The organism is Micromonospora arborensis (genome assembly GCF_003205615.1).
Lineage (GTDB): Bacteria > Actinomycetota > Actinomycetes > Mycobacteriales > Micromonosporaceae > Micromonospora > Micromonospora arborensis.
The window spans coordinates 86388-107981 of the sequence record NZ_PYBV01000022.1; the positions used below are offsets into that span (position 1 = coordinate 86388).

The following is a 21594-nucleotide window of genomic DNA, read 5'->3' on the forward strand; positions in this document are numbered from 1 at the left end:
GGCCACTCGGGCATCTGTTCGGCATTGCTCGACGTGACGACTCACCTCCTGCGTATCGGGTCGCCCTCGGCTCTCCCACTCCTTGGATCGATGAGTGGCACCTCGCGGCCGGTGTCGGGGCGGAGTTACGCCCCACTCAGCGGGGTCGGTACTCGACCTCGGGGCGGCCGGGGGTGCCGTAGCGGGGGCTGCGGACCACCAGGTCGATGGTCACCAGGTATTCCAGGTAGCGGCGGGCGGTCACCCGGGAGATGCCGGTCAGCCCGCTCACCTCGGTCGCGGAAAGGCCCGCCTCCGTGCGGGTGCCGCCGGTGAGCGCGGCGCGTACCCGATCGAGGGTCTGCGCGTCGAGCCCCTTGGGCAGGCTGTGCCCGGCGGTCCCGCGCAGGGTGGCGATCATCTGATCCACCTCGTGCTGGGCGGCCACCTCGCCCTCGGCGAGGGCCTGCGCGCGGTAGTCCGCGTACCGCTCCAGCTTGTCGCGGAACGCGGCGAACGTGAACGGTTTGAGCAGGTAGTGGGTCACCCCGAGGGACACTGCGGTGCGCACCACCGCCAGGTCCCGCACGCTGGTCACCGCCAGCACGTCGACGCTGCTGCCGGCCGCGCGCAACGCCCGGCAGACGTCCAGGCCGTGCAGGTCGGGCAGCCGAAAATCAAGGAGTACGAGGTCGATGTCGCGACCGTCGTTGGCGCGCAGCGCCGCCATCGCCGCCCGCGCGGTGTGCGCCACCCCGACCACCACGAAACCCCGAACCCGTTCGGTGTACGCGCTGTGCGCCTCGGCGAGCAGCGGCTCGTCCTCGACGACCAGCACCCGGATGTCGGTCATGACCGCTCACCTCGGCCCGGCAGTCGGACGGTGAACAGGCTGCCGCCGTCGTCCGAGCGAGCCACCTCGTAGCTACCGGCGTGCCGGCGGACCACCTGCCCGACCAGGGCCAGGCCGAGGCCCCGGCCGGTGCTCTTGGTGGACCAGCCGCGGCGGAACGCGTCGGCCACCCGCTCCGGGGCCAGCCCGGGGCCGCTGTCGGCGACCCGTACCACCAGCTCGTCGTCGACCGCACCGACGAAGACCCGTACCCGGCGTGGTGTCGGCGTGCCGGCCACCGCTTCCAGGGCGTTGTCGACCAGGTTGCCGACCACGGTGAGCAGGTCGCCGGTCGGCAGTGGGCTGTCGTCGAGACGGCAGTCCGGGTCGATGAGCAGGTCGACTCCGCGCTCGCCAGCCTGCGCGGACTTGCCGAGCAGCAGTGCCGCCAACGCCGGTTCGGTCACCGCGCCGACCACCCGGTCGGTCAGCTGCTGAGCCAGCGCCAGGTCCCGGGTGCCGAGCCGAACGGCCTCGTCGGCGCGGCCCAGCTCCACCAGCGTCAGTACGGTGTGCAGCCGGTTGGCCGACTCGTGGGTCTGCGCCTGCAACGCCTCGGTCAACGCGCGCACCGAATCCAGCTCACTGGCCAGCGTGCGCAGCTCGGTCTGGTCGCGCAGGGTCAGCACGGTGCCGAGCACCGTGCCCTCGAAGCGGGTGGTCCGCTGGTTGGCGACGAGCACCCGGTCACCGGCGAGGATCGGTTCGTCGCGGGCGTCGCGCCCGGAGCCGAGCAGCTCAGCCACCGCGGGCGGTAGGTCGATCCCGGCCACCGGCTGGTCGATCACCGGTGCGTCCGCGTCGAGCGCCAGCAGCCGGCGGCCCTCGTCGTTGACCAGCGCCACCCGTCGGTCGACGGTCAGCACGACCAGGCCTTCGCGCACCGAGTGCAGAACCGCGTCGTAGTACTCGTACATCCGGGTCATCTGCGCCGGTCCCAGACCGTGCGTCTGGCGTCGCAGCCGGCGGCTGAGCAGCCAGGAGCCGGTCGCGGCGAGCGCGAGGGCCGGTGCGGCGACACCGAGCAGCACCGGCAACTGGCCGAGCAGCTTGCGGTCGATCGCGCGGGTTCTGATGCCCACCGAGACCAGGCCGACGATGCGCTGCCGCTCGTCGTGGATTGGGACCACCGCGCGCACCGACTCGCCGAGCGTGCCGACGTTGGTGGTGGTGAACGAGTGGCCGGCCAGGGCGGGTCCGATCTCCCCGACGAACGGCTCGCCGATCCGCTCCCGGGTGGGATGGGAGAAACGGGTGCGGTCGGGGGCCATCACCACCACGAAGTCGGTTCCCGTCGCCTTCCGGGTCGATTCGGCGTACGGCTGGAGCGTGCTGGCCGGGTCGGCGGTCGTGAGGGCGGCGCGGACGTCGGGGGAGTTCGCCACGGTCTGCGCCACCGCGAGCACCTCCTCCTCTGCCGCCTGCCGCGAGTCGCTGCGGGCCAGCCAGACGGCACCCGCCGCGCCGGCCAGGACGAGCAGCGTCACCACCATCGCCTGGAGGGCGAAGAGTTGCCCCGCGATGCTCCACTGACGTCGGGCCACCTCAACCTCCCTCTCCTCGCGCCGCCGCTGTTGGTGCTTTGCGGTGAACAGAATGACCGCAAGGCTGTCAACGTGTGAGAGGCACTTCACATTGTCGACATGGACACCACCGCACCCGCCACCTCACCGGCACCGGCGGTCCGCCGGGACCGTACCCGTTACCTCTACCTGGCCGTCATCGTGGCCGTGTTCGCCGGCATCGTGGTTGGCCTGGTCGCCCCCGATTTCGGCAAGGAACTCAAGCCGATCGGCACCGGCTTCGTCAACCTGATCAAGATGATGATCAGCCCGGTCATCTTCTGCACCATCGTGCTGGGCGTCGGCTCCGTCCGGCAGGCCGCGAAGGTCGGCAAGGTCGGCGGCCTCGCCCTCGGCTACTTCCTCACCATGTCGACCGTCGCGCTCGCCATCGGCCTGGTCGTCGGCAACCTCATCCACCCCGGCGCCGGTCTGGACCTCGGCCAGGACCTCGCGGGCGCGGGCAAGGCCGCCGCCGGTGACGAGACCGGCGGGACTGCGGACTTCCTGCTCGGGATCATCCCGACCACGCTGCTCTCCGCGCTCACCGAGGGCGAGGTGCTGCAGACGCTGCTGGTGGCCCTGCTCGTCGGCTTCGCCGTACAGGCCCTGGGCCGGCGCGGTGAGCCGGTGCTGAGCGCCATCGGCGTCATCCAGCGGGTGGTCTTCAAGGTCCTCGCCATGATCATGTGGCTGGCGCCGATCGGCGCGTTCGGTGCCATGGCCGCCGTGGTCGGTGCGACCGGCGTGGACGCGCTCAAGAGCCTCGCCCAGATCATGCTGGGCTTCTACGCGACCTGTCTGATCTTCGTGCTGGTCTTCCTGGGTGCGCTGCTCTGGTTCGTGGCCCGGATCTCGATCTTCGGGCTGCTGCGCTACCTCGGCCGGGAGTTCCTGCTGATCCTCTCGACCTCGTCGTCGGAGTCGGCGCTGCCGCGGCTGATCGCGAAGATGGAGCACTTCGGCGTGAGCAAGCCCGTCGTGGGCATCACGGTGCCGACCGGGTACTCGTTCAACCTGGACGGTACGGCGATCTACCTGACGATGGCGTCACTGTTCATCGCCGACGCGTTGGGCAAGCCGCTGTCGATCGGCGAGCAGATCTCGCTGCTGCTCTTCATGATCATCGCTTCGAAGGGTGCCGCCGGGGTTACCGGCGCCGGGCTGGCGACGCTGGCCGGCGGGCTCCAGTCGCACCGGCCGGACCTTGTCGACGGGGTTGGGCTGATCGTCGGCATCGACAGGTTCATGTCGGAGGCTCGGGCGCTGACCAACTTCGCGGGCAACGCCGTGGCGACCGTACTGGTGGGGACCTGGACCGGGGAGTTCGACCGGGACCGTGCGGTCGGGGTGCTGAACGGCGACGACCCGTTCGACGAGGCCACCATGCTGGACGAGCACGACGAAGCGGAGGCGGGGGAGCCGCACCGCTCCGACGAGGCGGCCCCAACCGTCGGGGCGCAAGCCTGACCCTGCCGCACACAGGGCCCTGGCCGGGCTGCCAATCCCGGCCAGGGTCCTCGTTGCTTTCGTCGGGTACCACTGTGGATGGTCGCAGTTCGGGACGTTGTGGATGGATGGACGACCGTACAGTCGATGGTTATGACGGCAACGCCACCACCCGAGCAATCATCGGGGCCGGGTCCGGTCAGCGGTGGAGCATCCCCCCACGAGCCGGCCACGCCCGGTCCGGGTCCCCGCGGCGACTTCTCGCCCGGCCCTGGGCCGCAACCGGCGCCCCCCGGTGCCAGGAGCCGAGCCGGCGAGGGCTACGAGGCGATCGCCTACGAACAGTTCGGGGCAGGCCCCGGAGCCTCCCGTCGTAAGAACAGGCGCTGGATCGTGACGTCGCTGGTGATAGGCCTCGTGGCGGGTGCCGTGTCCCTGACCTTCGAGACGGTGCGCGACTATGTCTTCATATCGTCGACCGTTGCCAAGGAGAACGACTCGCAGAAGAAGGACGACGCGTCCCAGCCGCCGTTCACGGTGTCCGTGCAGCCGGAGCGGGGTGAGCCGCAATCCTGGACGATGGTCCTCGACCGGGAGCTCACCGCCGCCGAGACGCAGAAGATGCAGGACAGCCCGTCCCCCTTCTCCTACCTGCGCGACCTGGGTGGTCACCCGCTGGAATACGCGTCATACCTGGAGAACGCCCCGGACCGATACCGGGACCAGCAGATCGCGTCTGGCAGGATGGAGAACGTCGACACCTTCAAGCTCAGTTTCCTGAGCACCCGGGCGTACCCCGTGATGATCGACGACTGGAAGGTCGTCGACCTCGCCTGCACGAAGAGCACCAGGAAGACGATCGTCTCCCGCCCGTCGCAGGGCGGGGCGGCCTACGAAGGGATCAGCCTTCACCTCCCGCCCCGAGCCGACGAACCGGTCCTGACCGACGACACCGAGGGGCAGGGCAAGCCCTACTTCGACAGCCGATATATCGAGGTCGGAGGCGGTCAATCCTCGGGTGCCCTCCGGGTGGAGGCGATCGCGCCGCCCGGCCAGTCGTGCGAGTGGGGCATCGAGGTCCACTACACCGACGCCCACCATCAGGACGAGTACGTCCAACTGAAGGACGGCGACGGGAGCCCTCTTCGTCTCCACACCGAATCGGCACCCGCGAGCCCTCGACAGAAGTGGGTGTTCGGCCCGGTTCCCTGGACGCCGTGCCACCTGAACCCGCGGGGGAACATGTGCGATCTGGCGTAGCTCCGAAAATCGTGGCGGTTGCGCTGGCCGTCCTGTGTGCCGCGGCCTGCAGCTCAACGCCGAAAGCAGAGAAGCCGGACGCCGGCCCGCCCACTGGAAACCGGGGCAACGACGGGTACGCGCTTGCGGACACCCCGTTCACCCGCAAGGGCTCCGTCATCACCGCGACCTGCTCGATCGGCGCGCGCGCCGCCGCCGTCTCGGTCCAGGCCTGGAACCCCGACGGGTGGCAACCGCTCGACGAGCGCATGTTCGACATACCGGCCAGCGCCGCTTTCACCAACTATCCCGGCGTCGAGGCGGTCAACAGCCCCCTCGTGGACCTGTGCCGGCAGAGCACGGACCGCCCGTCCCCCTACCGCCTGGACGACCTGGAACACCTGTCCCCGCGCATCCGCGCCCTCTTCGACCTCGGATTCACCCGCATGGCGGTGGTGTTCCGGGAGCCCGACGGCAAGGCCACCCACGCCGGCTCCGTGGCAAGCGGTGACCCCCAGGGCGACGCCGTGGCGCCGAGCGGCACGACGAGCAACGACGAGCAGAACGCCGCGATGGCACCCGACGGGCGCAGCGTCTGGTTCACCTACACGAACCCCGCCGGGGAGCAGCGGATCGGATCCCGGGCCGTCGAGGGCGACCAGAAGCTGACCGACGAAGGACCGGCGGCCGGGCATGAGCTGCCGCTGACCGTCTCGGGAAAGCCGCCGCGCGCCATCCAGGCGGACATGGTCCGCGTCTCGCCGAACGGCCGACGATTCACCGGGTTCGCGCCGAAGGTCTTCGGGAGGATCTTCGACGCCGCCGACTCGTCGATCGCACTGACCGGGAAATCGGCCAGCAACGCCACCCTGGTCCGGGACTGCGTCGGCATCGTCGGCTGGATCAGCGACGCCCAGGTGCTGTGCCGCGCCCCGTCCGGGTCGTTCCAGGTCGCGGACGCCCACTCCGGTGACCCCGTAGGCGCCTCGATCGACGTGGTCGACGCCGATGACGGCACCGTCGCCGAGGGGATGGTGGTCTCGGCGGACGGCAAACACTTCATCGCCGCCGTTCACATCCCCAACGATCCGTACGGGGAGCCAGGGCAGCGCCCGGACCTCAGAGTTGTGCCGACCAACCCAGGAGGGGAGATGATCCCGATCTCCAACGACAGCCTGAGTGCCGAGACCGTCTTCCTGGCGTGGTTGTGAGCTGCGGATCAAGCCGGGCGCAGTAAGTCGATAATGAGCCGATGACGGAGAAGCAGCCGACCGAGCTGACGCGGTGGACCATCCACGGTGAGCGGGTCGTCGACGACACGCGCCGAGCGCGACTGAGCATCGCCGAGGTGGAGTTGCCCGACGGCGTGCGGTTCGAGCAGTACGTGATCCGGGCTCCTCGTTCAGCCATGGTCGCGGTCGTGGACGAACGACAGCGTCTGCTGCTAATGCGGCGGCACCGATTCGTGTTCGATCGGTGGGTGTGGGAGCTGCCCGGCGGTTACATCGACGACCACGAGCTGCCCGAGGTGTGCGCCGTACGCGAGGTGGAGGAAGAGACCGGATGGCGTCCGTACCAGGTCGAGCGGCTGCTGTCGTTCCAGCCGTGGGTGGGCACTGCGGACGCCGAGAACATGCTCTTCCTATCCCGGGAGGCAGAGCACACGGGCGGTCCGGTCGATGTGAACGAGGCTGAGCGGGTGGCCTGGATCCCGCTGGCCGACGCGCGTGAACTGGTGGCGCAGGGCGCGATCGTCGGGGCCGGGACGGTGATCGCGGTCTTGGAGTTGGTCGCGCGACAGGCCCGTGGTGAGTTGTAGACGTCAGCGCCGGGTGCCGAGGACCGTGTCCACTCGGCGGATGAACCCTTGGACGGCGCCTCGCTGGCGGTAGGGCGCGAGTTCGGCCTGCAACTCACGTACGTAACCGGCAGCTCTGGCCGATCGAAGCCGTGCGGTCAGGGTCAAGGCTTCCGCACCGACTGCACAGGCCCTCTCGGCATCTCCCTGCTGCGCCTGTGAACAGGCGAGTAGCGCCAGGTTGAAGGCCTTGCCGCGGACGTACCGCTCGTCCATCCGCAGGGAGCGAGCCGCGAAGCGTTCGGCCTGGGCGGGCTTGCCGAGCGCTCGGAAGCAATGTCCGAACTTGGCGGACAGGTAGGCCTCATCGAAGTACCCGAGCCACTGGGGATCGCTGCTCCGGTCGGCCCGGTCGAGGGCAACTTCCGCCTGGTGGAGTGCCACGGTGCAGGCCCGCTCGTCCCTCATCATGGCGTGCGCGTGGGCTTCCGTAACGGACGCCTCTGCCGTCAGTACCGTGAGCCCAGCTCGTATCGCTGTCTGCCTGGCGGCGCGGGCGAGGTCGATGCCGGTGACACCGTGTCCGAGGTACGTCGCCTGATGGCTCATCGCGGCGAGGATCTCCGCGCCCAACCCTGCGTCGCCGGCAGCTTGGGCCAGCTCAAGGGCGCGTGTCAGGTAGAGCTGGGCTACCCCGTGATCGGCGACGTCGTACGCCTGCCAGCCAGCGAGCTGGGTCAGTTCGGCGATCGCGCTGAGAAGCTTCCGCGCGGTCGGCGTCTCGTAGCGGCCGTTCTCGAGCAGTGGCGTCACCTCCTGGTGGAGGTAGCGGGCGACGGCAGCGCGGGAGTGGCCGCCACCGTACTGATTGTCGAGCCGGCGGTAGGTCGCGGACATCTCGCGGATGGTCTCGATTTCGGGTCGATCAACAGTGCGAGAGCCCGCCTGTTCAACGGTTCGAGGGGGAGGCGCAGTGAACCACCTGAGGGCCGGCAGGGTGTAGCCGGCGGAGCTGAACGCGATCTGCCGAACCACGTCTCGACGGTTCACATCGCCTTCCCACAATTGGATGGCGGCGCGGACGTCCTCCCGCCAGGACCGGTTGACAGGAAGACCACTCTGCCGCTGTCCTTGCGTCGATGCCATGTCGCGATGACATGGGCGACTGCTCTGTGGCGCCAGGCCGAGCGCCATGCGCGCCTCGTCGGGCATTCGGCAACCATCGGCGATGCGCTCCAATACCTCGATGGAGGTCACTTTTCGGCCCGCCGTGACGCGACTGACGTACCCCTGCTCCAGCCCGACCGCCGCGCCGATCCGGGTCTGGCTTGCGCCGGTCAGTTGGCCGATGCGTCGGAAGAGCCCGCCGACGTCACGTCGGCTCAGGGCGTCGCGTACGGCCGGGTCGGACCAAGTGGCGGCCGGAATGCGAAGTGGATCGAGCAGCACAGCGGCTCCCAGCGTGGCGGACTGACTACCCAAGGTCCTCGCTTCGCAGCCTAGGGTCCGAATGTGCGCAGGTCGAGACGGGTCATGTCGCCGTGACATGACTCGTGGACATGGCCAGCGACAGGTAGCGGGCGGGACAGTCCCGGCATGCTTCCGATCGTCCAACCCTCCGCCTGTAGGTGCACTGCTTCGCGTTCCTTGCTCGGCGGGGCGACCCCATGAGAGCCAACCGGGGCGATCCGGAGCGCCGAGTCACGTACGACGAGTACCTGCTCGCGGTCGCGATGACCCTGGCGCGTCGGCACCAGCCGGCCTGGTCGTGGCGGAAATGGCGGCGCGTCTGCCGCTGCGGTGCGGAACTGCCGTGCCTGGCCCGGCACCGCATCCCGATCAGCCGGGGGCACTGGCCGGTGGGGGAGGGGCGATGAAGTTAAGCGCGGCAACTGTCCATGGCCCGGTGTTGCCTCTCTGGAGTTGTAGCGGCTGCGACCAGCCATGGCCGTGCCGTACGCGGCAGCGTGAGTTGCGAGAGGAGTTCGACCAAGCCCCAGTGTCGCTGGCTCTGTACATGGGGGCGCAACTGGTCCGCGCTTCGGCGGACCTGACCTGGGCGCCTGCCGGCTCCCTGCATCGGCGGTTTCTCGGCTGGGTGCGGTGAGCATCCTTCGTGCTGGTGAGGGGGAACGAGCTACGCGCAGCGGCCGCCGGCCTACCGGCCGCGAGCGGAGGGGTCGGCACGGAAGGCTTGGGGCGACATCCCGAAGGCGGCGGTGAAGACCCGGCTGAAGTGAGCCTTCGCGGGGAAGCCCCAGCGGGCGGCGATGCTGTGGATGGGCCGCGCCCGTTGCAGGGGATCGCGCAGGTCGTTTGCGCACCGGTCCAGGCGCTTCGCCCGGATGATCTCAGCGACTGTCTGGTCCTCGGCCTCGAACGCCCGGTGCAGACTGCGGAGCGAGACGTGGTGCGCGGCCGCGATCGTGCTCGGTGAGAGGTCCGGGTCGCCGAGGTGCTCGTCGATGAACGCCCTGACCCGTACGCGCAGGCTGTGTCCGCGTACCTCGGTCGGTAGAGCGTCGGTGAGGTCCAGGTGCTGGGCCACCGCCGCGGAGATCAGGTTTCGCGCAACGGTGCCCAGGAGCGGAACGTCGCTCTCCCGGTACTGCTCCGGGTGGGTCAATATCTGGCGTACGAATTGGCTGAGCAGCACGCCTGTCCCCACGGTGGCGGGGATGTTCGTGCCGAGGAGTTGCGCCACCTTGTTGGGGGGCAGCGGTATGAGACTGTGCGGCACGAGGATCGTCAGGGTGGTCAACAGGCTCTCGCGCTGTGACCGCCCCTGATGCGACGACTGGTGCGGTCGGGACGTGTCGACGACGGCGAAGTGCCCCGGCGTGAACAGGTTCGATCGCCGCTCCTGCTCCACCCCGCCGTGGCCGGACAGCGGCAGCGCGAACTGGTACATCTCCGGGTCGCTGCGGCGGATGAATGTGCCGGTCCGCTGCATGTCCAGGGATGGGTACTGCCAGGACGACAGCACGACCTCACCCAGGTTGATGACCTCTGCCCGGGCGCGGAAGTCTGCCGCGTGGGCACTGTGGATCCGCATCGGAACCGACTCACGTGCCACCAGGTCGTGCCAGAATCCGAAGCGCTCACCCTCGGGCACCGCGATGGTGTCCGCCGAGGCTACGGTGAGCACTGTCCTCCTCGATCCCTGTCGATGCCGTTGGCGCGGCCAAGGGCTGCCCTGTCGCCCGAGCTTACCGACGACTCAGGTCCCGGCTCAGGTTCGGGAGAGTAGTAGGTGTCAGCGCCGGGGCTCGTCGCAGGCCACGCCGATGCCGAGGTTGACGCGGTTCTCCTGGCCGTTCGACCGCACGACGAGCGGTACGCAGGCAGCCTGCGCGACCCAGGTGCCACCGACGAAGGCCATCCACCCACTCTGCTCATCGTTCGGCGGGCAGGCCCGCACGGTGGTGGTCGCCGCTGGTGTGCGCGCAGTACCCCATCCGATTCGTGCCCTGCTTTCCCAATCCGGTGCCACCTGAAGGTCGACAACCGCGCCTGCGCGTACGACCAGACCCCATTTGGCGAATAGTCGAGCCGCTCGATCAGCCTCCCCGGAGTCCTCCACGGCCAGCACCGTGTCCTCTGGCACGGCCACGTCTTTTCCGACCAGTCGATAACCCGCCGGTATTGCCGGCATCGCCGTTACCGACGGCGTGCACGGCGGCCCGGCACCGCGATCGGACGCCGACGACGTCGTGCCGTCGACAGGCGGCGTGCCGGGTTGGCGTTCGTCGCTTGCGGGCGTGCACGAGGTCAGCGCCGCGATCAGGCCCAAGCTGGTCCCCCAGGTGATCGGCCAGGCCCGGCCGACGGCTGCCGCCGCCGGGTGGGCCGGGGCGCGGGTGGTCCGACTCGCCGCAGAATTCGAATTCATTCGATATTCATAGCAGACTGCCGATATACGTGTTGGTAACGTCGCGTTGGGCGACAGTGGGTGTGCCAATAGTGGAGTTGTGCCGAAATGAACGATCGGTCGGTTGTTGATCTTGCGTGTGACATATCCAACTGTCGCTTTTCCACCTGTCGCAGAAATTGGGTACGCAATCTTCGCCGGGTACCTTCCTGTCGTGCCAGACGCCACTCGACAGTTGATTGCCGATCGCTATCGGCTGGTCCGCCCGCTCGGTCAGGGCGGGATGGGCCGCGTATGGCAGGCCCGCGACGAGATGCTGCAGCGCGACGTGGCCATCAAGGAGTTGGTGGCGCCGCCCGGCCTGCGTGACGACGAACGCCGGGAGCTGCGCGAACGGTCCATGCGCGAGGCGCGGGCCGTCGCCCGCCTGGGCCACGTCAACGTGGTACGCGTCTTCGACGTGCTGCACTCGGCCGACGACCCCTGGATCGTGATGGAACTCGTCCGGTCCCGACCCCTGCACCAGGTGCTCGAAGCCGAGGGGCCGATGCCGCCGGCCCGCGCCGCGCACATCGGGCTCGGGGTGCTGGGCGCGCTGCAGGCCGCGCACCGGGCCGGTGTGCTGCATCGGGACGTCAAGCCAGCCAACGTGCTGCTCGCCGACGACGGCAGGGTGGTGCTTACCGATTTTGGCCTGGCCACCCTCCCCGGCGACCCACGCATGACCCAGACCGGGATGGTGCTCGGCTCGCCGGCGTTCCTCGCGCCGGAGCGGGCCACCGACGGCGACGTGGGTCCGGCCGCCGACCTCTGGTCGCTCGGCGCGACGCTCTACGCGGCGGTCGAGGGACGCACCCCGTACCAGCGATCGTCCCCGATCGCCACGCTGGCGGCGCTCGCCACCGAGCCGCCGCCGCCGCCGCAGCGGGCCGGTCGGCTGACCCCGCTCCTCGAAGGACTGCTGCGCCGGGAGCCGGATCAGCGGATCAACGCCGAAGAGGCGGAGCGGCTCCTGCGCCAGGCCGCCACCCCGGACGAGCCAGTCGCCCCCGGGAACACCAGCGGCGACGGGCCGCCAACCCGGAGCACCGCCACCACCACCGACGCGCCCCGTCCGAAGATCGTGCCCGAGTTCGTCACCGCCGAGTCCGCGCCGCCGCCCGTCGCCGATACGCCGTCGCCCGAGGCCCCGCCTGTCGCCGGTACGCCCGCGCCCGCGCCTGTCGCCGACATGCCGCCTGTCGCCGGTGCGCCGGTGACGGGGCCGGGCCGTAAGCGTCGGGCTCGGCTGATCGGTTCAATCGCCGCCGCCGCGCTGCTGGTTGTCCTCCTGGTGACCGCGTCCCTGCTGAACCGCGGGCTGTTCGGTGGTGCGGATGCCGGCGGAGTGGCAGCGCCGGCCGTCAACCCGTCGCCGATTGCCGATTCGCCGGTCTCCAGGGAACTCTCACCAGCGCCGGCGGGATGGCGCTACTACCGCGACGATCCCCGCTTCCTCGTACCGGTGCCGGACAGCTGGCAGGCGCGACGCGACGGTGAACGGGCCGAGTTCCAGGAGCCGGACGGCAGCCGGGTGCTCGTGGTCGACGAACTCCGGTCCGTCCCCGCGGACCTGGTCGCCGAACTGCGGGCGCGGGAGGCGGCGGAACGCAAGCGGTACGCCGACTACCGGCAGGTCCGGCTCGCCGCGCTGCGCTACCAGGCGCGGGCCGCCGAATGGGAGTGGACCTACACCGACGAGGGCGGCACGCCGTTGCACACGGTGCGGCGCGCGTTCATCGGTCACAACGGGCACGCGTACTCGATCGACTGGACCACCTCGGCCGCCGAATGGTCGGCGAGCGCGGGCATCTTCGCGCTGATCACGGACGGTTTCCAGGGGATGCCGCTCCAGGGCGTGCCGGTCGTGGGCGGCTCGCCGTCCGTACCTGCCGGCCCTCCGCCGGCGGGGGGAGCGGGGCAGCCGACACCGGGTGCGGGCAACGGTGCGACGACCGAGCCGGGGAACCCGGCGCAGCACCCGTCGGCGCCGCCGCCCTCCCCGACGCAGAGCAACGTGCCCGCCGGCAAGCAGATCCAGAGCTTCGCCAGTGACCGTTGCATCGACATCCGGGATGGCAACGCCACCGCTGGTGCGCGACTGCAGATCTGGGACTGTCGTCGGACCGCCAAGCAGCTCTGGACCTTCCCCGCGGACGGCACGGTCCGGTCGATGGGCAAGTGCCTGGACGTCGCCGGCCACTCCACGCAAGACGGGGCCGCGATCCAACTGGCCGACTGCACCGGCGCAGGGTCCCAGAAGTTCACCCTCAACAAGGCGTACGACCTGGTGAACACCAAGTCGGACAGGTGCGTCGACGTGCTCGACGCGAACCCGGACAACGGCGCCCGACTACAGCTCTGGCAGTGCGGCGGGACTCCGAACCAGAAGTGGCGGGCCATCTGAGCGCTGACTGCGGGCGCTCCGCGCCGACCGGCGGGGCCTGCTCGGGACCTCGCGGCGGTGACTCGGCGCGATAACCGCCGGCACCGGGGGAGGCGGCGGACGATGATGGGTCGGGGAAAGGTGCTGCGACGAAGCAGGGGGAGCGGGCGTGCTCGGAACCAGCCTCCTTGGCCGGCTCCGCCGCCGTGACCCGGGGGACGCCATCCTGCGGAGAGCGGCACGGCTGACCCTCGTCGCGTCCGTCGTCTTCTACGGCTGCCGGTACGGCGCGGGCAGCTCGGTGCTCGCCACCTACGGCCTGTTCGGCACGATCGCCGCCGGGTCGTTCGCGCAACTGCCCGGTCCGGCGCCGCAGCGGGCGCGGATCCTCGTCACCTCTCTGCCGGCGGTCTGGGCGCTGATCGCCGCGGGCGCGCTGCTGGCGTGGAGCACGTGGGCGGCCGCCGGCGGCATGCTGGTCATCGGGTTCGTCGTGGCGTTCGCCGGGGTTGGCAACCCACGCCTGGTGGGGTTGGCGAGCGCGTTTCAGCTCTTCTACATCCTGGCGTCCTTCCCGCCGTACCAGCCGGGCACCGTGCCGGAACGACTCGGCGGTGTCACGCTCGGCATCGTGCTGCTCGCCGCGGCCGAGATGCTCCTCTGGCCCGACCCGGTGCCGGTCTCCTACCGGCAGCGCCTCGCCGAGGCAGCCGACGGCGTCGCGGCGTTCCTCGATGCCGCCGCCGACGGGTTGACCGACCCGCACACCGATCCGGGTGGCCGGGACGCGCGGCGCACACGGGCTCACGACGTGGTCGCCGCCATCGAGTTGGGCCGTAACCCTCCCGAGTGGGCCCCCAGCGCGGCGGGCGCTCAGGATCGGGCACTACGGATCTGCGCTGCCGCGTTACGGGAGGTCCTCGTCGAGGCGGACCAGCTGGCGGCGGACACCCCGTCGGCGCCGATCCCGGACCGGACGGCGGCGCGTCTGCTGCGCGCGTCCGCGGACACGACCCGCGCCGCCGGCCGGGCCCTCTCGCCGGGTGGCCCAACGGTGGAACTCGGTGACCTGGACGCCGCGATCGGGCGGGCCGAGGCGGCGTACCCCGAAGGAGAGGGCGACGGCCACGACGCGCCGGACGTCTCCCGGTTGTGTCGGGACGCGACGGCGTTGGCCCTCACCGACCAGACCCGGATCTTCGCCGTCGGTGTCCGGGTGGCGACCGGGTCGCGGCTCGACGGTGTCGACACCCACTCAGGGCTTTTCGCGTACGCGCGGCACAGCCCGTGGACGCTGTACTGGTGGCAGTTCCGCGCCCACCTGGCGCCCCGCTCGGCCCACCTGCACAGCTCGGTGCGGCTGGCCGTGGCGCTCGCCATCGCCCGGGTCGCCGCCGGGGTCCTGCAGCTCACCCACGGCTTCTGGGTGCTGCTGGCCACCCTCACGGTGCTGCGTACCTCGGCCGCCGACACCCGCACCGCGCTGCGGCCGGCCGTGCTGGGCACGATCGCCGGTGCCGTCGTCAGCGGCGGACTGATGCTCGTCGTGGACCAACCGATCATCTACGCGGTCGTACTGCCGATCACCCTGATGCTGGCCTTCGGTGTTGGTCGTCTGCTCGGTCCGGTGTGGCAGCAGGCGCTGTTCACGCTGCTGTTGACGGGCGTCTTCGCCCAGCTCAACCCCGAAGGGTGGCGGCTCGCCGAGGCCCGCCTCGTCGACGTGCTGCTCGGTGTGGTGATCGGCGTGCTCGCCGGCGTGGCGATGTGGCCGCGTGGCGCGAGCCACGACCTGCGGCTGAACGCCACCCGCTATCTGGCCGCCAGCGCGGACGCGGTCGAGCAGACCATCCAGGCGGTGCTCGGCGGCGCTCCGCCTCTGGAGCGCGCCCTGAACCGGGTCCGGCAGCGGATGATCCTGGTCGACGCGTCGTACTGCCAGTACCACTCGGAGCGGCACGGCCCGCACCACCGGCAGGTGAACTGGGACGCCGTCCTCAGCGCCGGGCACCACGTGGTGCCCGGCGCCGAGTCGCTGCTGCGCCGCAACCCGCCCGGCTGCCTCGCCGGTTGGCCCGCGGCCGCCGCTCTGCTGCGGGACTCCGCCGGGCAACTGCGATCGGCGTACGACGACCTCGCCGGCGAGGTGGCGCACGGCGACGCCTCGGCCCCGGTGCCCGTCCGGATCGGCTGTGCCGGCGAGCTGGACCGGGTCCGTCCGCTGCTCAGCGAGGGCGACCCGCGGTCGGTCCGGCACCTCGTGGAGGTCGACCGGTGGCTCGCCGGCCTCGCCGACAGCCTCTCCCGCATCCACCCGCGCTGAGATCCTCCGAGATCGCTCCGCCGATGGCGAGACATGCTCCGACAACGAGAACCGGCTCGGCCTTGGCGGCGGTGGCCTCAGCCCGGTCTGCCGGCAAGAGGTCGACGAGCGATATACCTCAGTGTCATATTTATGCCTGTGAGTCATATCGCTCGTAATGACTTGCCCGGCCTCTCATTGATGTCACCGATCCGCCCTCGATCGACCTGGCCGGGCACGCTATCGACGCTGGCGGCAGGCTGCGCCGCCAGCCGGGAGCGGATCGTGGCAGGCCGCCGGTCGCGGATTGGCCGTGCCCGTTCGACGTCGTCCCGCCTAGCGTCGACGACATGGAGATCGAGCAGGCACAGAAGCTGTGGCAGCCGGAGCCCGGCTGGCTGAACACCGCCTCCTACGGGTTGCCGCCCGAACCGGCGTGGACGGCGTTGCAGGCGGCCCTTGCGGCGTGGCGGGTCGGCAGCACGTCGTGGGAGGGCTGGGGCGAGTCGGTGCAGCGGTCCCGAGCCGCGTTCGCGGCGCTGATCGGGGTGCCGGCCGATGACGTGGCGGTCGGTGCGGCCGTGTCGCAGATCCTCGCGCCGGTCGCGGCGGCGCTGCCGGCCGGGGCGACGGTGGTGGTCCCCGAGGTCGAGTTCACCTCGAACCTGTTCCCCTGGCTGGCCCAGGAGGATCGTGGCGTCAAGGTCCGGACGGTGCCGCTGGACGCCCTCGTCGACGCGATCGACGCCGACACCGATGTGGTCGCGTTCAGCCTGGTGCAGTCCGCCGACGGGGCCGTCGGCGCGTACGACGAGATCGTGGCCGCGGCCCGCGCGCACGACGCGTTGGTGGTGGTGGACGCGACCCAGGCCTGCGGGTGGCTGCCGTTCGACGGGAGCCGGGCCGACGTGGTGGCGGTCGGTGGCTACAAGTGGCTGATGAATCCGCGCGGCACCGCGTACGCCTATCTGGCCCCGGCGTTGCGCGAGCGGCTGCGCCCGGACGCCGCCGGCTGGTACGCGGGCGGTGACCCGCACGCCTCCTACTACGGTCCGCCGCTGCGGCTGGCCGACGACGCCCGCCGGTTCGACATCTCACCGGCCTGGTTCAGCTGGGTCGGCGCGGCGCCCGCCCTGGAGTTGGTGGCGGAGATCGGGGTGCCGGCGATCCGGGCGCACGACGTGGCGCTCGCCAACCGGTTCCTGACCGGGCTGGGCCGGCCGCCGGGGGAGAGCGCCATCGTCACCGTGGACGTGCCCGGCGCGGAGGAACGGCTGGCGGCGGCCGGCATCCGGGCGGCCGTACGCGCCGGACGGGTCCGTGCCTCCTTCCACATCTACTCCACCGAGGCCGATGTGGACGCGGCCCTCACGGCGTTGACGGGGTGACCCCGCTCAGGCCAGGTGACCGCCGATCTTCGTGTACCCGCGCAGCAGATCGCGGGAGATGATCAGCCGCTGCATCTCGTCGGTGCCCTCGAAGATCCGGTAGAGCCGGACCTGCCGGTACCAGCGTTCGATGGGCAGCTCACGGGTGTAGCCCATGCCGCCGTGGATCTGGAGCACCCGGTCGACCACGCGGTTGACCATCCCGGCGCCGTAGAGCTTGCCCATCGACGAGGCGTGCCGGGGGTCCAGGCCCGCATCGACCGTCCACGCCGAGCGCAGCACCAGCCAGCGGGCCGCCTCCAGCTCCGTCTCCGAGTCGGCGATCATCCACTGGATGGCCTGGTTGGTGCCGATCTTCGCGCCGAAGGTCTCCCGGGTGTTGGCGTAGTCGATCGCCATCTGCAGCACCCGCTCGGCGATGCCGATGGCGTGCGACGGGATGGTGTAACGGCCCTTGCCGATCCACTCCATGCCCAGCGTGAAGCCCTGCCCGATCTCGCCGAGGATGTTGCGGTGCGGCACGCGTACGCCGTCGAAGACGAGCGACGCCGGCCCGCCCTCGCCCATGGTCTGGATGAACTCCGAGCGCCAGCCCATCGCCCGGTCCACCAGGAACGCGGTGGCCCCACCGTTGCGGGCGCCCTTCTCCCGGTCGGTGACCGCGACCACGATGGCGAAGTCGGCGTCGTGGCCGCCGGTGATGAAGGTCTTCTCGCCGTCGAGGACCCAGTCGTCGCCGTCGCGGCGGGCGGACAGCCGGATGTTCGCCGCGTCCGAGCCCGCGCCCGGCTCGGTGATGGCGAAGCAGGAGCGCCGCTCGCCCTCGATGGTCGGGATGAGGAACTCCCGCTTCTGCTCTTCGGTGGCGTGGAACAGGATGTTGTCCGCCTCCCCGCCGAAGCGGAACGGCACGAACGTGTGGCCCAACTCGGTCCAGATCAGCGACTGGAGCACCGCCGGCAGGTTCATCCCGCCGTACTCTTCCCCGGTGGCGAGGCCCCAGAAGCCGAACGTGCGCGCCTTGAGCTGCAGCTCGCGCAGTTCGGAGTGGTCGAGGCCCGGTTGGTGCGCCCGCTCCCGGCGGAGCACCTCCGCCTCCAGGGGCATCACCTCGCGGCGGATGAACGATCGGACGGTGTCCCGCACCGCCCGCTCCTCGTCGGTCAGTGCAAAGTCCACGGTGATCCTCCTGGCGTCGGCGCTGCCGGTCACCCTTAAACTAGCGGTGCAAGTTTTGTCGCGTCCAGACCGACGGCCGAGACCCGCGAGGAGCGCAGTGCCCCGACCCCGCCAGCCCCGGCTCACCCGGCAGCTGATCGTCGAGACCGCCACCGCGCTCATCGACGCCGAGGGCCTGCCCGCCTTCTCCACCCGGCGGCTCGCCGCCGAGCTGGGCGTGCGCGGGCCGTCGCTCTACAACCACTTCGCCACCAAGGACGAGATCCTCGACGCGGTCGCCGACACGGTCACCGCCGCGGTCGACACCAGCGGCTTCGCCAGCCGGGACTGGGTCGCCGCACTTCGCGACTGGGCCTGGTCCTATCGGCGGGCGCTCACCGTGCACCCGAACATCGTGCCGTACCTGGCCCAGGGCCCGGGCCGGCGACCGGCCGCGCTGGCGATGGCCGACGCGGTCTACGGCGGGCTGGTACGCGCCGGCTGGCCGCCCGCCCGGGCCACCCACATCGGCGCCGCGCTGCGCTACTTCGTGGCCGGGTCGGCGCTCGGCTCGTTCGCCCGCGGGTTCGTCGAGGACCCCGCGCTGTACGCGGCGCACTACCCGCACCTGCGTCAGGCGCACCGGCTCGTTGAGCACCAGCAGAGCGTGGACGAGGGTGCCTTCGCCCTCGGCCTGGACGCCCTGCTGCACGGCCTGGCCGCCGAGTACACCCGCACCGTCGCCACGGTGGAAGCCGCCCGGCCCAACGGGTAGCGTCCAAACTCCCAGCGCTAGTTTCTTCGCCCACCGCGACCCCGTCGCCAGCGCCCACCGCGACCCCGTCGCCAGCGCCCATCGACCACCCCCGAAGGGACGACATGGACCTCGCCGCTCCGCCGTCGCAGCTACCCGACGCCCTGCGCCTCCGGCGCCACCTGCACCTTGGCGGCGCGTGGACCTCTCCCGCCGAGGCCGATCTGATCGACGTGGAAAATCCGAGCACCGGCGAGCTGATCGGGCAGGTGCCAGCCGGGACCCCGGCCGATGTGGACCGCGCCGTGGCCGCGGCCCGCGCCGCGTTTCCCGGCTGGTCGGCCACCGCACCCGCCGAGCGCTCGGCCCACCTCGACCGGCTGCACACCGCGCTCGCCGCACGCGCCGACGACCTCGCTCGCACCATCGCCGCCGAGCAGGGCTCGCCGCTCAAGCTCGCCACCCGAGTGCAGGTCGGCCTGCCGTTGACCGTGCTGCGCGACCACGTCGCCCTCGCCGCCCGGCCACCGCTGGACGAGACCATCGGCAACTCCCTCGTCGTGCGCGAGCCGGTCGGCGTGGTCGGCGCGATCACCCCGTGGAACTACCCGCTGCACCAGGTGCTGGCGAAGCTGGCGCCCGCCCTGGCCGCCGGTTGCACGGTGGTGCTCAAACCCAGCGAGTTGACCCCGTTGACCGCGTACCTGCTCTTCGACGCGGTCACCGAGGCCGGGCTGCCGCCGGGCGTGCTCAACCTGGTCCCCGGGACCGGGCCGGTGGTGGGCGAGGCCCTGGCCGGGCACCCCGACGTCGACCTGGTCTCGTTCACCGGCTCCACCGCCACCGGCACCCGGATCATGCGGCTCGCCGCCGACCGGATCGCCCGGGTCGCGCTGGAACTGGGCGGCAAGTCCGCAAACGTGATCCTCCCCGACGCCGACCTGGCCACCGCGGTCAAGGTGGGCGTCGGCAACGCCCTGCTCAACTCCGGTCAGACCTGCACCGCGTGGACCCGGATGCTGGTGCACCGCGACCGGTATGACGAAGCGCTCGACCTGATCGCCACGGCCATTGCCGGGTACCGGCTCGGCGACCCGTTCGACCCCACCACCCGGCTCGGCCCGCTGGTCTCCGCCACCCAGGCCGAACGCGTACGCGGCCACATCGACCGGGCACTGGCCGACGGTGCCCGGCTGGTCGCCGGTGGTCCCGACGCCCCGGTGCCGGCCCACGGGCATTTCGTCGCCCCGACCGTCTTCGCCGACGTGCACCCCGACAGCGCGCTCGCCCAGGAGGAGGTCTTCGGCCCGGTGCTCGCCGTCCTCCCGTTCGACGACACCGACGAGGCGGTCACCATCGCCAACAACTCGAAGTACGGGCTGGCCGGCGCGGTCTGGTCCGCCGACACCGACGCGGCGCTCGCGGTGGCCCGGCGGCTGCGCACCGGCGCGGTCGACATCAACGGCGCACCGTTCAACCCGCTCGCCCCGTTCGGCGGTTACAAGCAGTCCGGCCTGGGCCGGGAGTTGGGCGTGCACGGGCTCGCCGAGTTCTGCGAGCTGAAGGCGATCCAGCGATGACCGGCACCGAGCTGACCTCGACCGGGTCGGCGGGCGGCACCGAGTCGGCGTCCGCGCCGGTCACCGTCCGTGCGCTCGTCGCGCGCTCCTCCGGTGCTGAGCTGCGGGTCGAGCGGGTACGCCTGCCCGCGCCCGGCCCCGGCGAGGTGCGGGTGACGATCACGGCGGCCGGCGTCTGCCACTCCGACCTGTCGATGGTCAACGGCACTCTCGCCGCGAGGTTCCCGCTGGTGCTCGGGCATGAGGCGACCGGAGTGGTGGCCGAGGTCGGGCCGGGCAGCCGGCTGACGGTCGGCACGCCGGTGGTGCTCAACTGGGCGCCGGCCTGTCGGTCCTGCTGGTGGTGCCGGCGCGGCGAGCCGTGGCTCTGCGCCGACACCAGCGCGCCGACCGTGCCGCGCGGCGAGACCGACGACGGTGTCCCGTTGCATCTGACCCTCGGCCTCGGCGCGCTCGCCGAGGCGGTGGTGGTGCCCGAGCGCGCCGTCATCCCGATCCCCGCCGGGCTGCCGCCCGAGCAGGCCGCACTGCTCGGCTGCGCGGTGCTCACCGGCGTCGGCGCGGTCCGCAACACCGCCCGGGTGGCGCCGGGCGAGTCGGTAGCGGTCGTCGGGCTCGGTGGGGTCGGGCTCGCCGTGCTCAGCGCGGCCCGCCGCGCCGGCGCCACGACGATCCTGGCCATCGACGTCGCCGAGGCCAAACGGGACCTGGCGCTCGCCGCCGGGGCCACCGACTTCCTGCTCTCCGACGACCGGCTCTCCAAGGAGGTACGGGCGCGCACCGAGAGCCGCGGTGTCGACCACGCCTTCGAGTGCGTCGGCCGGGCCGCCACCATCCGCGCTGCCTGGCGGCTCACCCGGCGCGGGGGAGCGGTGACCGTGGTCGGCATGGGCGCCAAGGACGACATGGTCAGCCTCGGCGCGCTGGACATCTTCCACTCCGCCCGTACGCTGCGCTCCTCGGTGTACGGCTCGTCCGACCCGGACCGGGAGGTGCCGGTGCTGGCCGCCGAGCTTGCCGCAGGTGCACTGGACCTGCGGGTGCTGGTCAGCGGCACGATTGGGCTGGAGGAAGCGCCCACGGCGTTCGAGCGGCTCGCCCGGGGCGAGGGCGCTCGTTGGGTGGTCACCCTGAACTGACGCGGGCAGCGCGCCTTGCTCGGCTGCGCGGCGGGCGCGGCGAAGGGCGCTCGCCATC

General features: G+C 71.2%; 17 protein-coding genes. 11 read left to right on the forward strand and 6 right to left on the reverse strand.

Features of this window, described 5'->3' with window-relative positions:
* Positions 1–136 precede the first annotated feature (136 nt).
* Complete coding sequence (locus C7C45_RS18835; RefSeq protein WP_110564991.1) at positions 137–832, reverse strand: response regulator; 696 nt, start codon at positions 830–832, stop codon at positions 137–139.
* Positions 829–2415, reverse strand: coding sequence for an ATP-binding protein (locus tag C7C45_RS18840; protein WP_110565017.1), 1587 nt, complete (start codon positions 2413–2415; stop codon positions 829–831). The genes C7C45_RS18835 and C7C45_RS18840 overlap by 4 nt, the downstream gene beginning before the upstream one ends.
* A gap of 99 nt (positions 2416–2514) precedes the next feature.
* Between C7C45_RS18840 and C7C45_RS18845 the strand changes: the two genes are divergently transcribed.
* The 4 genes from C7C45_RS18845 to C7C45_RS18860 all read left to right on the forward strand — a co-directional run bounded on the left by C7C45_RS18845 (position 2515) and on the right by C7C45_RS18860 (position 6940).
* Positions 2515–3903 carry a cation:dicarboxylate symporter family transporter gene (locus tag C7C45_RS18845; protein WP_110564992.1) on the forward strand — a complete coding sequence of 463 codons (1389 nt, stop codon included), beginning with the start codon at positions 2515–2517 and terminating at the stop codon, positions 3901–3903.
* Between the two features lie 372 nt (positions 3904–4275).
* On the forward strand, positions 4276–5142 hold the full coding sequence (locus C7C45_RS18850; protein WP_110564993.1) for a hypothetical protein: 867 nt from the start codon (positions 4276–4278) through the stop codon (positions 5140–5142).
* Between the two features lie 11 nt (positions 5143–5153).
* Entirely contained in the window at positions 5154–6332 is a 1179-nt protein-coding gene (locus C7C45_RS18855) for a hypothetical protein (protein ID WP_208641217.1), read from the forward strand.
* Positions 6333–6373: 41 nt separating this feature from the next.
* Positions 6374–6940: an NUDIX hydrolase gene (locus C7C45_RS18860; protein ID WP_110564995.1), complete on the forward strand. Its 567-nt coding sequence runs from the start codon at positions 6374–6376 to the stop codon at positions 6938–6940.
* 3 nt (positions 6941–6943) lie between these two features.
* Here the strand turns inward: C7C45_RS18860 and C7C45_RS18865 are convergent, their stop codons facing one another.
* Positions 6944–8368, reverse strand: a complete 1425-nt coding sequence (locus C7C45_RS18865) for an NsdA family TPR-like regulatory protein (RefSeq protein ID WP_110564996.1) — start codon at positions 8366–8368, stop codon at positions 6944–6946.
* Between the two features lie 218 nt (positions 8369–8586).
* Here C7C45_RS18865 and C7C45_RS18870 point away from each other — a divergent pair, with 218 nt between their 5' ends.
* Positions 8587–8796: a hypothetical protein gene (locus tag C7C45_RS18870; RefSeq protein ID WP_110564997.1), complete on the forward strand. Its 210-nt coding sequence runs from the start codon at positions 8587–8589 to the stop codon at positions 8794–8796.
* Positions 8797–9077: 281 nt separating this feature from the next.
* Here C7C45_RS18870 and C7C45_RS18880 read toward each other — a convergent pair whose 3' ends face one another.
* Together C7C45_RS18880 and C7C45_RS33650 are read right to left on the reverse strand one after the other, a co-directional pair.
* A complete protein-coding gene (locus C7C45_RS18880) occupies positions 9078–10067 on the reverse strand; it encodes an AraC-like ligand-binding domain-containing protein (protein WP_110564999.1) in 990 nt (329 codons plus the stop codon).
* Between the two features lie 108 nt (positions 10068–10175).
* Positions 10176–10712 (reverse strand): hypothetical protein, encoded by a 537-nt coding sequence (locus tag C7C45_RS33650; RefSeq protein ID WP_146247344.1) that lies wholly within the window; start codon positions 10710–10712, stop codon positions 10176–10178.
* A 361-nt stretch (positions 10713–11073) separates the two neighbouring features.
* Between C7C45_RS33650 and C7C45_RS35865 the strand changes: the two genes are divergently transcribed.
* The 3 genes from C7C45_RS35865 to C7C45_RS18900 all read left to right on the forward strand — a co-directional run bounded on the left by C7C45_RS35865 (position 11074) and on the right by C7C45_RS18900 (position 16905).
* Positions 11074–13236: a protein kinase domain-containing protein gene (locus C7C45_RS35865; protein WP_425271147.1), complete on the forward strand. Its 2163-nt coding sequence runs from the start codon at positions 11074–11076 to the stop codon at positions 13234–13236.
* A 148-nt stretch (positions 13237–13384) separates the two neighbouring features.
* Positions 13385–15538, forward strand: coding sequence for an FUSC family protein (locus tag C7C45_RS18895; RefSeq protein ID WP_110565002.1), 2154 nt, complete (start codon positions 13385–13387; stop codon positions 15536–15538).
* A 329-nt stretch (positions 15539–15867) separates the two neighbouring features.
* Entirely contained in the window at positions 15868–16905 is a 1038-nt protein-coding gene (locus C7C45_RS18900; RefSeq protein ID WP_110565003.1) for an aminotransferase class V-fold PLP-dependent enzyme, read from the forward strand.
* Between the two features lie 6 nt (positions 16906–16911).
* On the opposite strand, the gene C7C45_RS18905 is transcribed toward C7C45_RS18900, so the two are convergent.
* Positions 16912–18084, reverse strand: a complete 1173-nt coding sequence (locus C7C45_RS18905; protein WP_110565018.1) for an acyl-CoA dehydrogenase family protein — start codon at positions 18082–18084, stop codon at positions 16912–16914.
* A gap of 97 nt (positions 18085–18181) precedes the next feature.
* On the opposite strand from C7C45_RS18905, the gene C7C45_RS18910 reads away from it, so the two are divergent.
* The 3 genes from C7C45_RS18910 (at position 18182) to C7C45_RS18920 (ending at position 21536) form a co-directional block, all read left to right on the forward strand.
* Complete coding sequence (locus C7C45_RS18910; RefSeq protein WP_110565004.1) at positions 18182–18838, forward strand: TetR/AcrR family transcriptional regulator C-terminal domain-containing protein; 657 nt, start codon at positions 18182–18184, stop codon at positions 18836–18838.
* A 104-nt stretch (positions 18839–18942) separates the two neighbouring features.
* Positions 18943–20397 (forward strand): aldehyde dehydrogenase family protein, encoded by a 1455-nt coding sequence (locus C7C45_RS18915; protein WP_110565005.1) that lies wholly within the window; start codon positions 18943–18945, stop codon positions 20395–20397.
* A complete protein-coding gene (locus C7C45_RS18920) occupies positions 20394–21536 on the forward strand; it encodes an alcohol dehydrogenase catalytic domain-containing protein (RefSeq protein ID WP_244200441.1) in 1143 nt (380 codons plus the stop codon). The genes C7C45_RS18915 and C7C45_RS18920 overlap by 4 nt, the downstream gene beginning before the upstream one ends.
* The last annotated feature ends 58 nt before the right edge of the window (positions 21537–21594 follow it).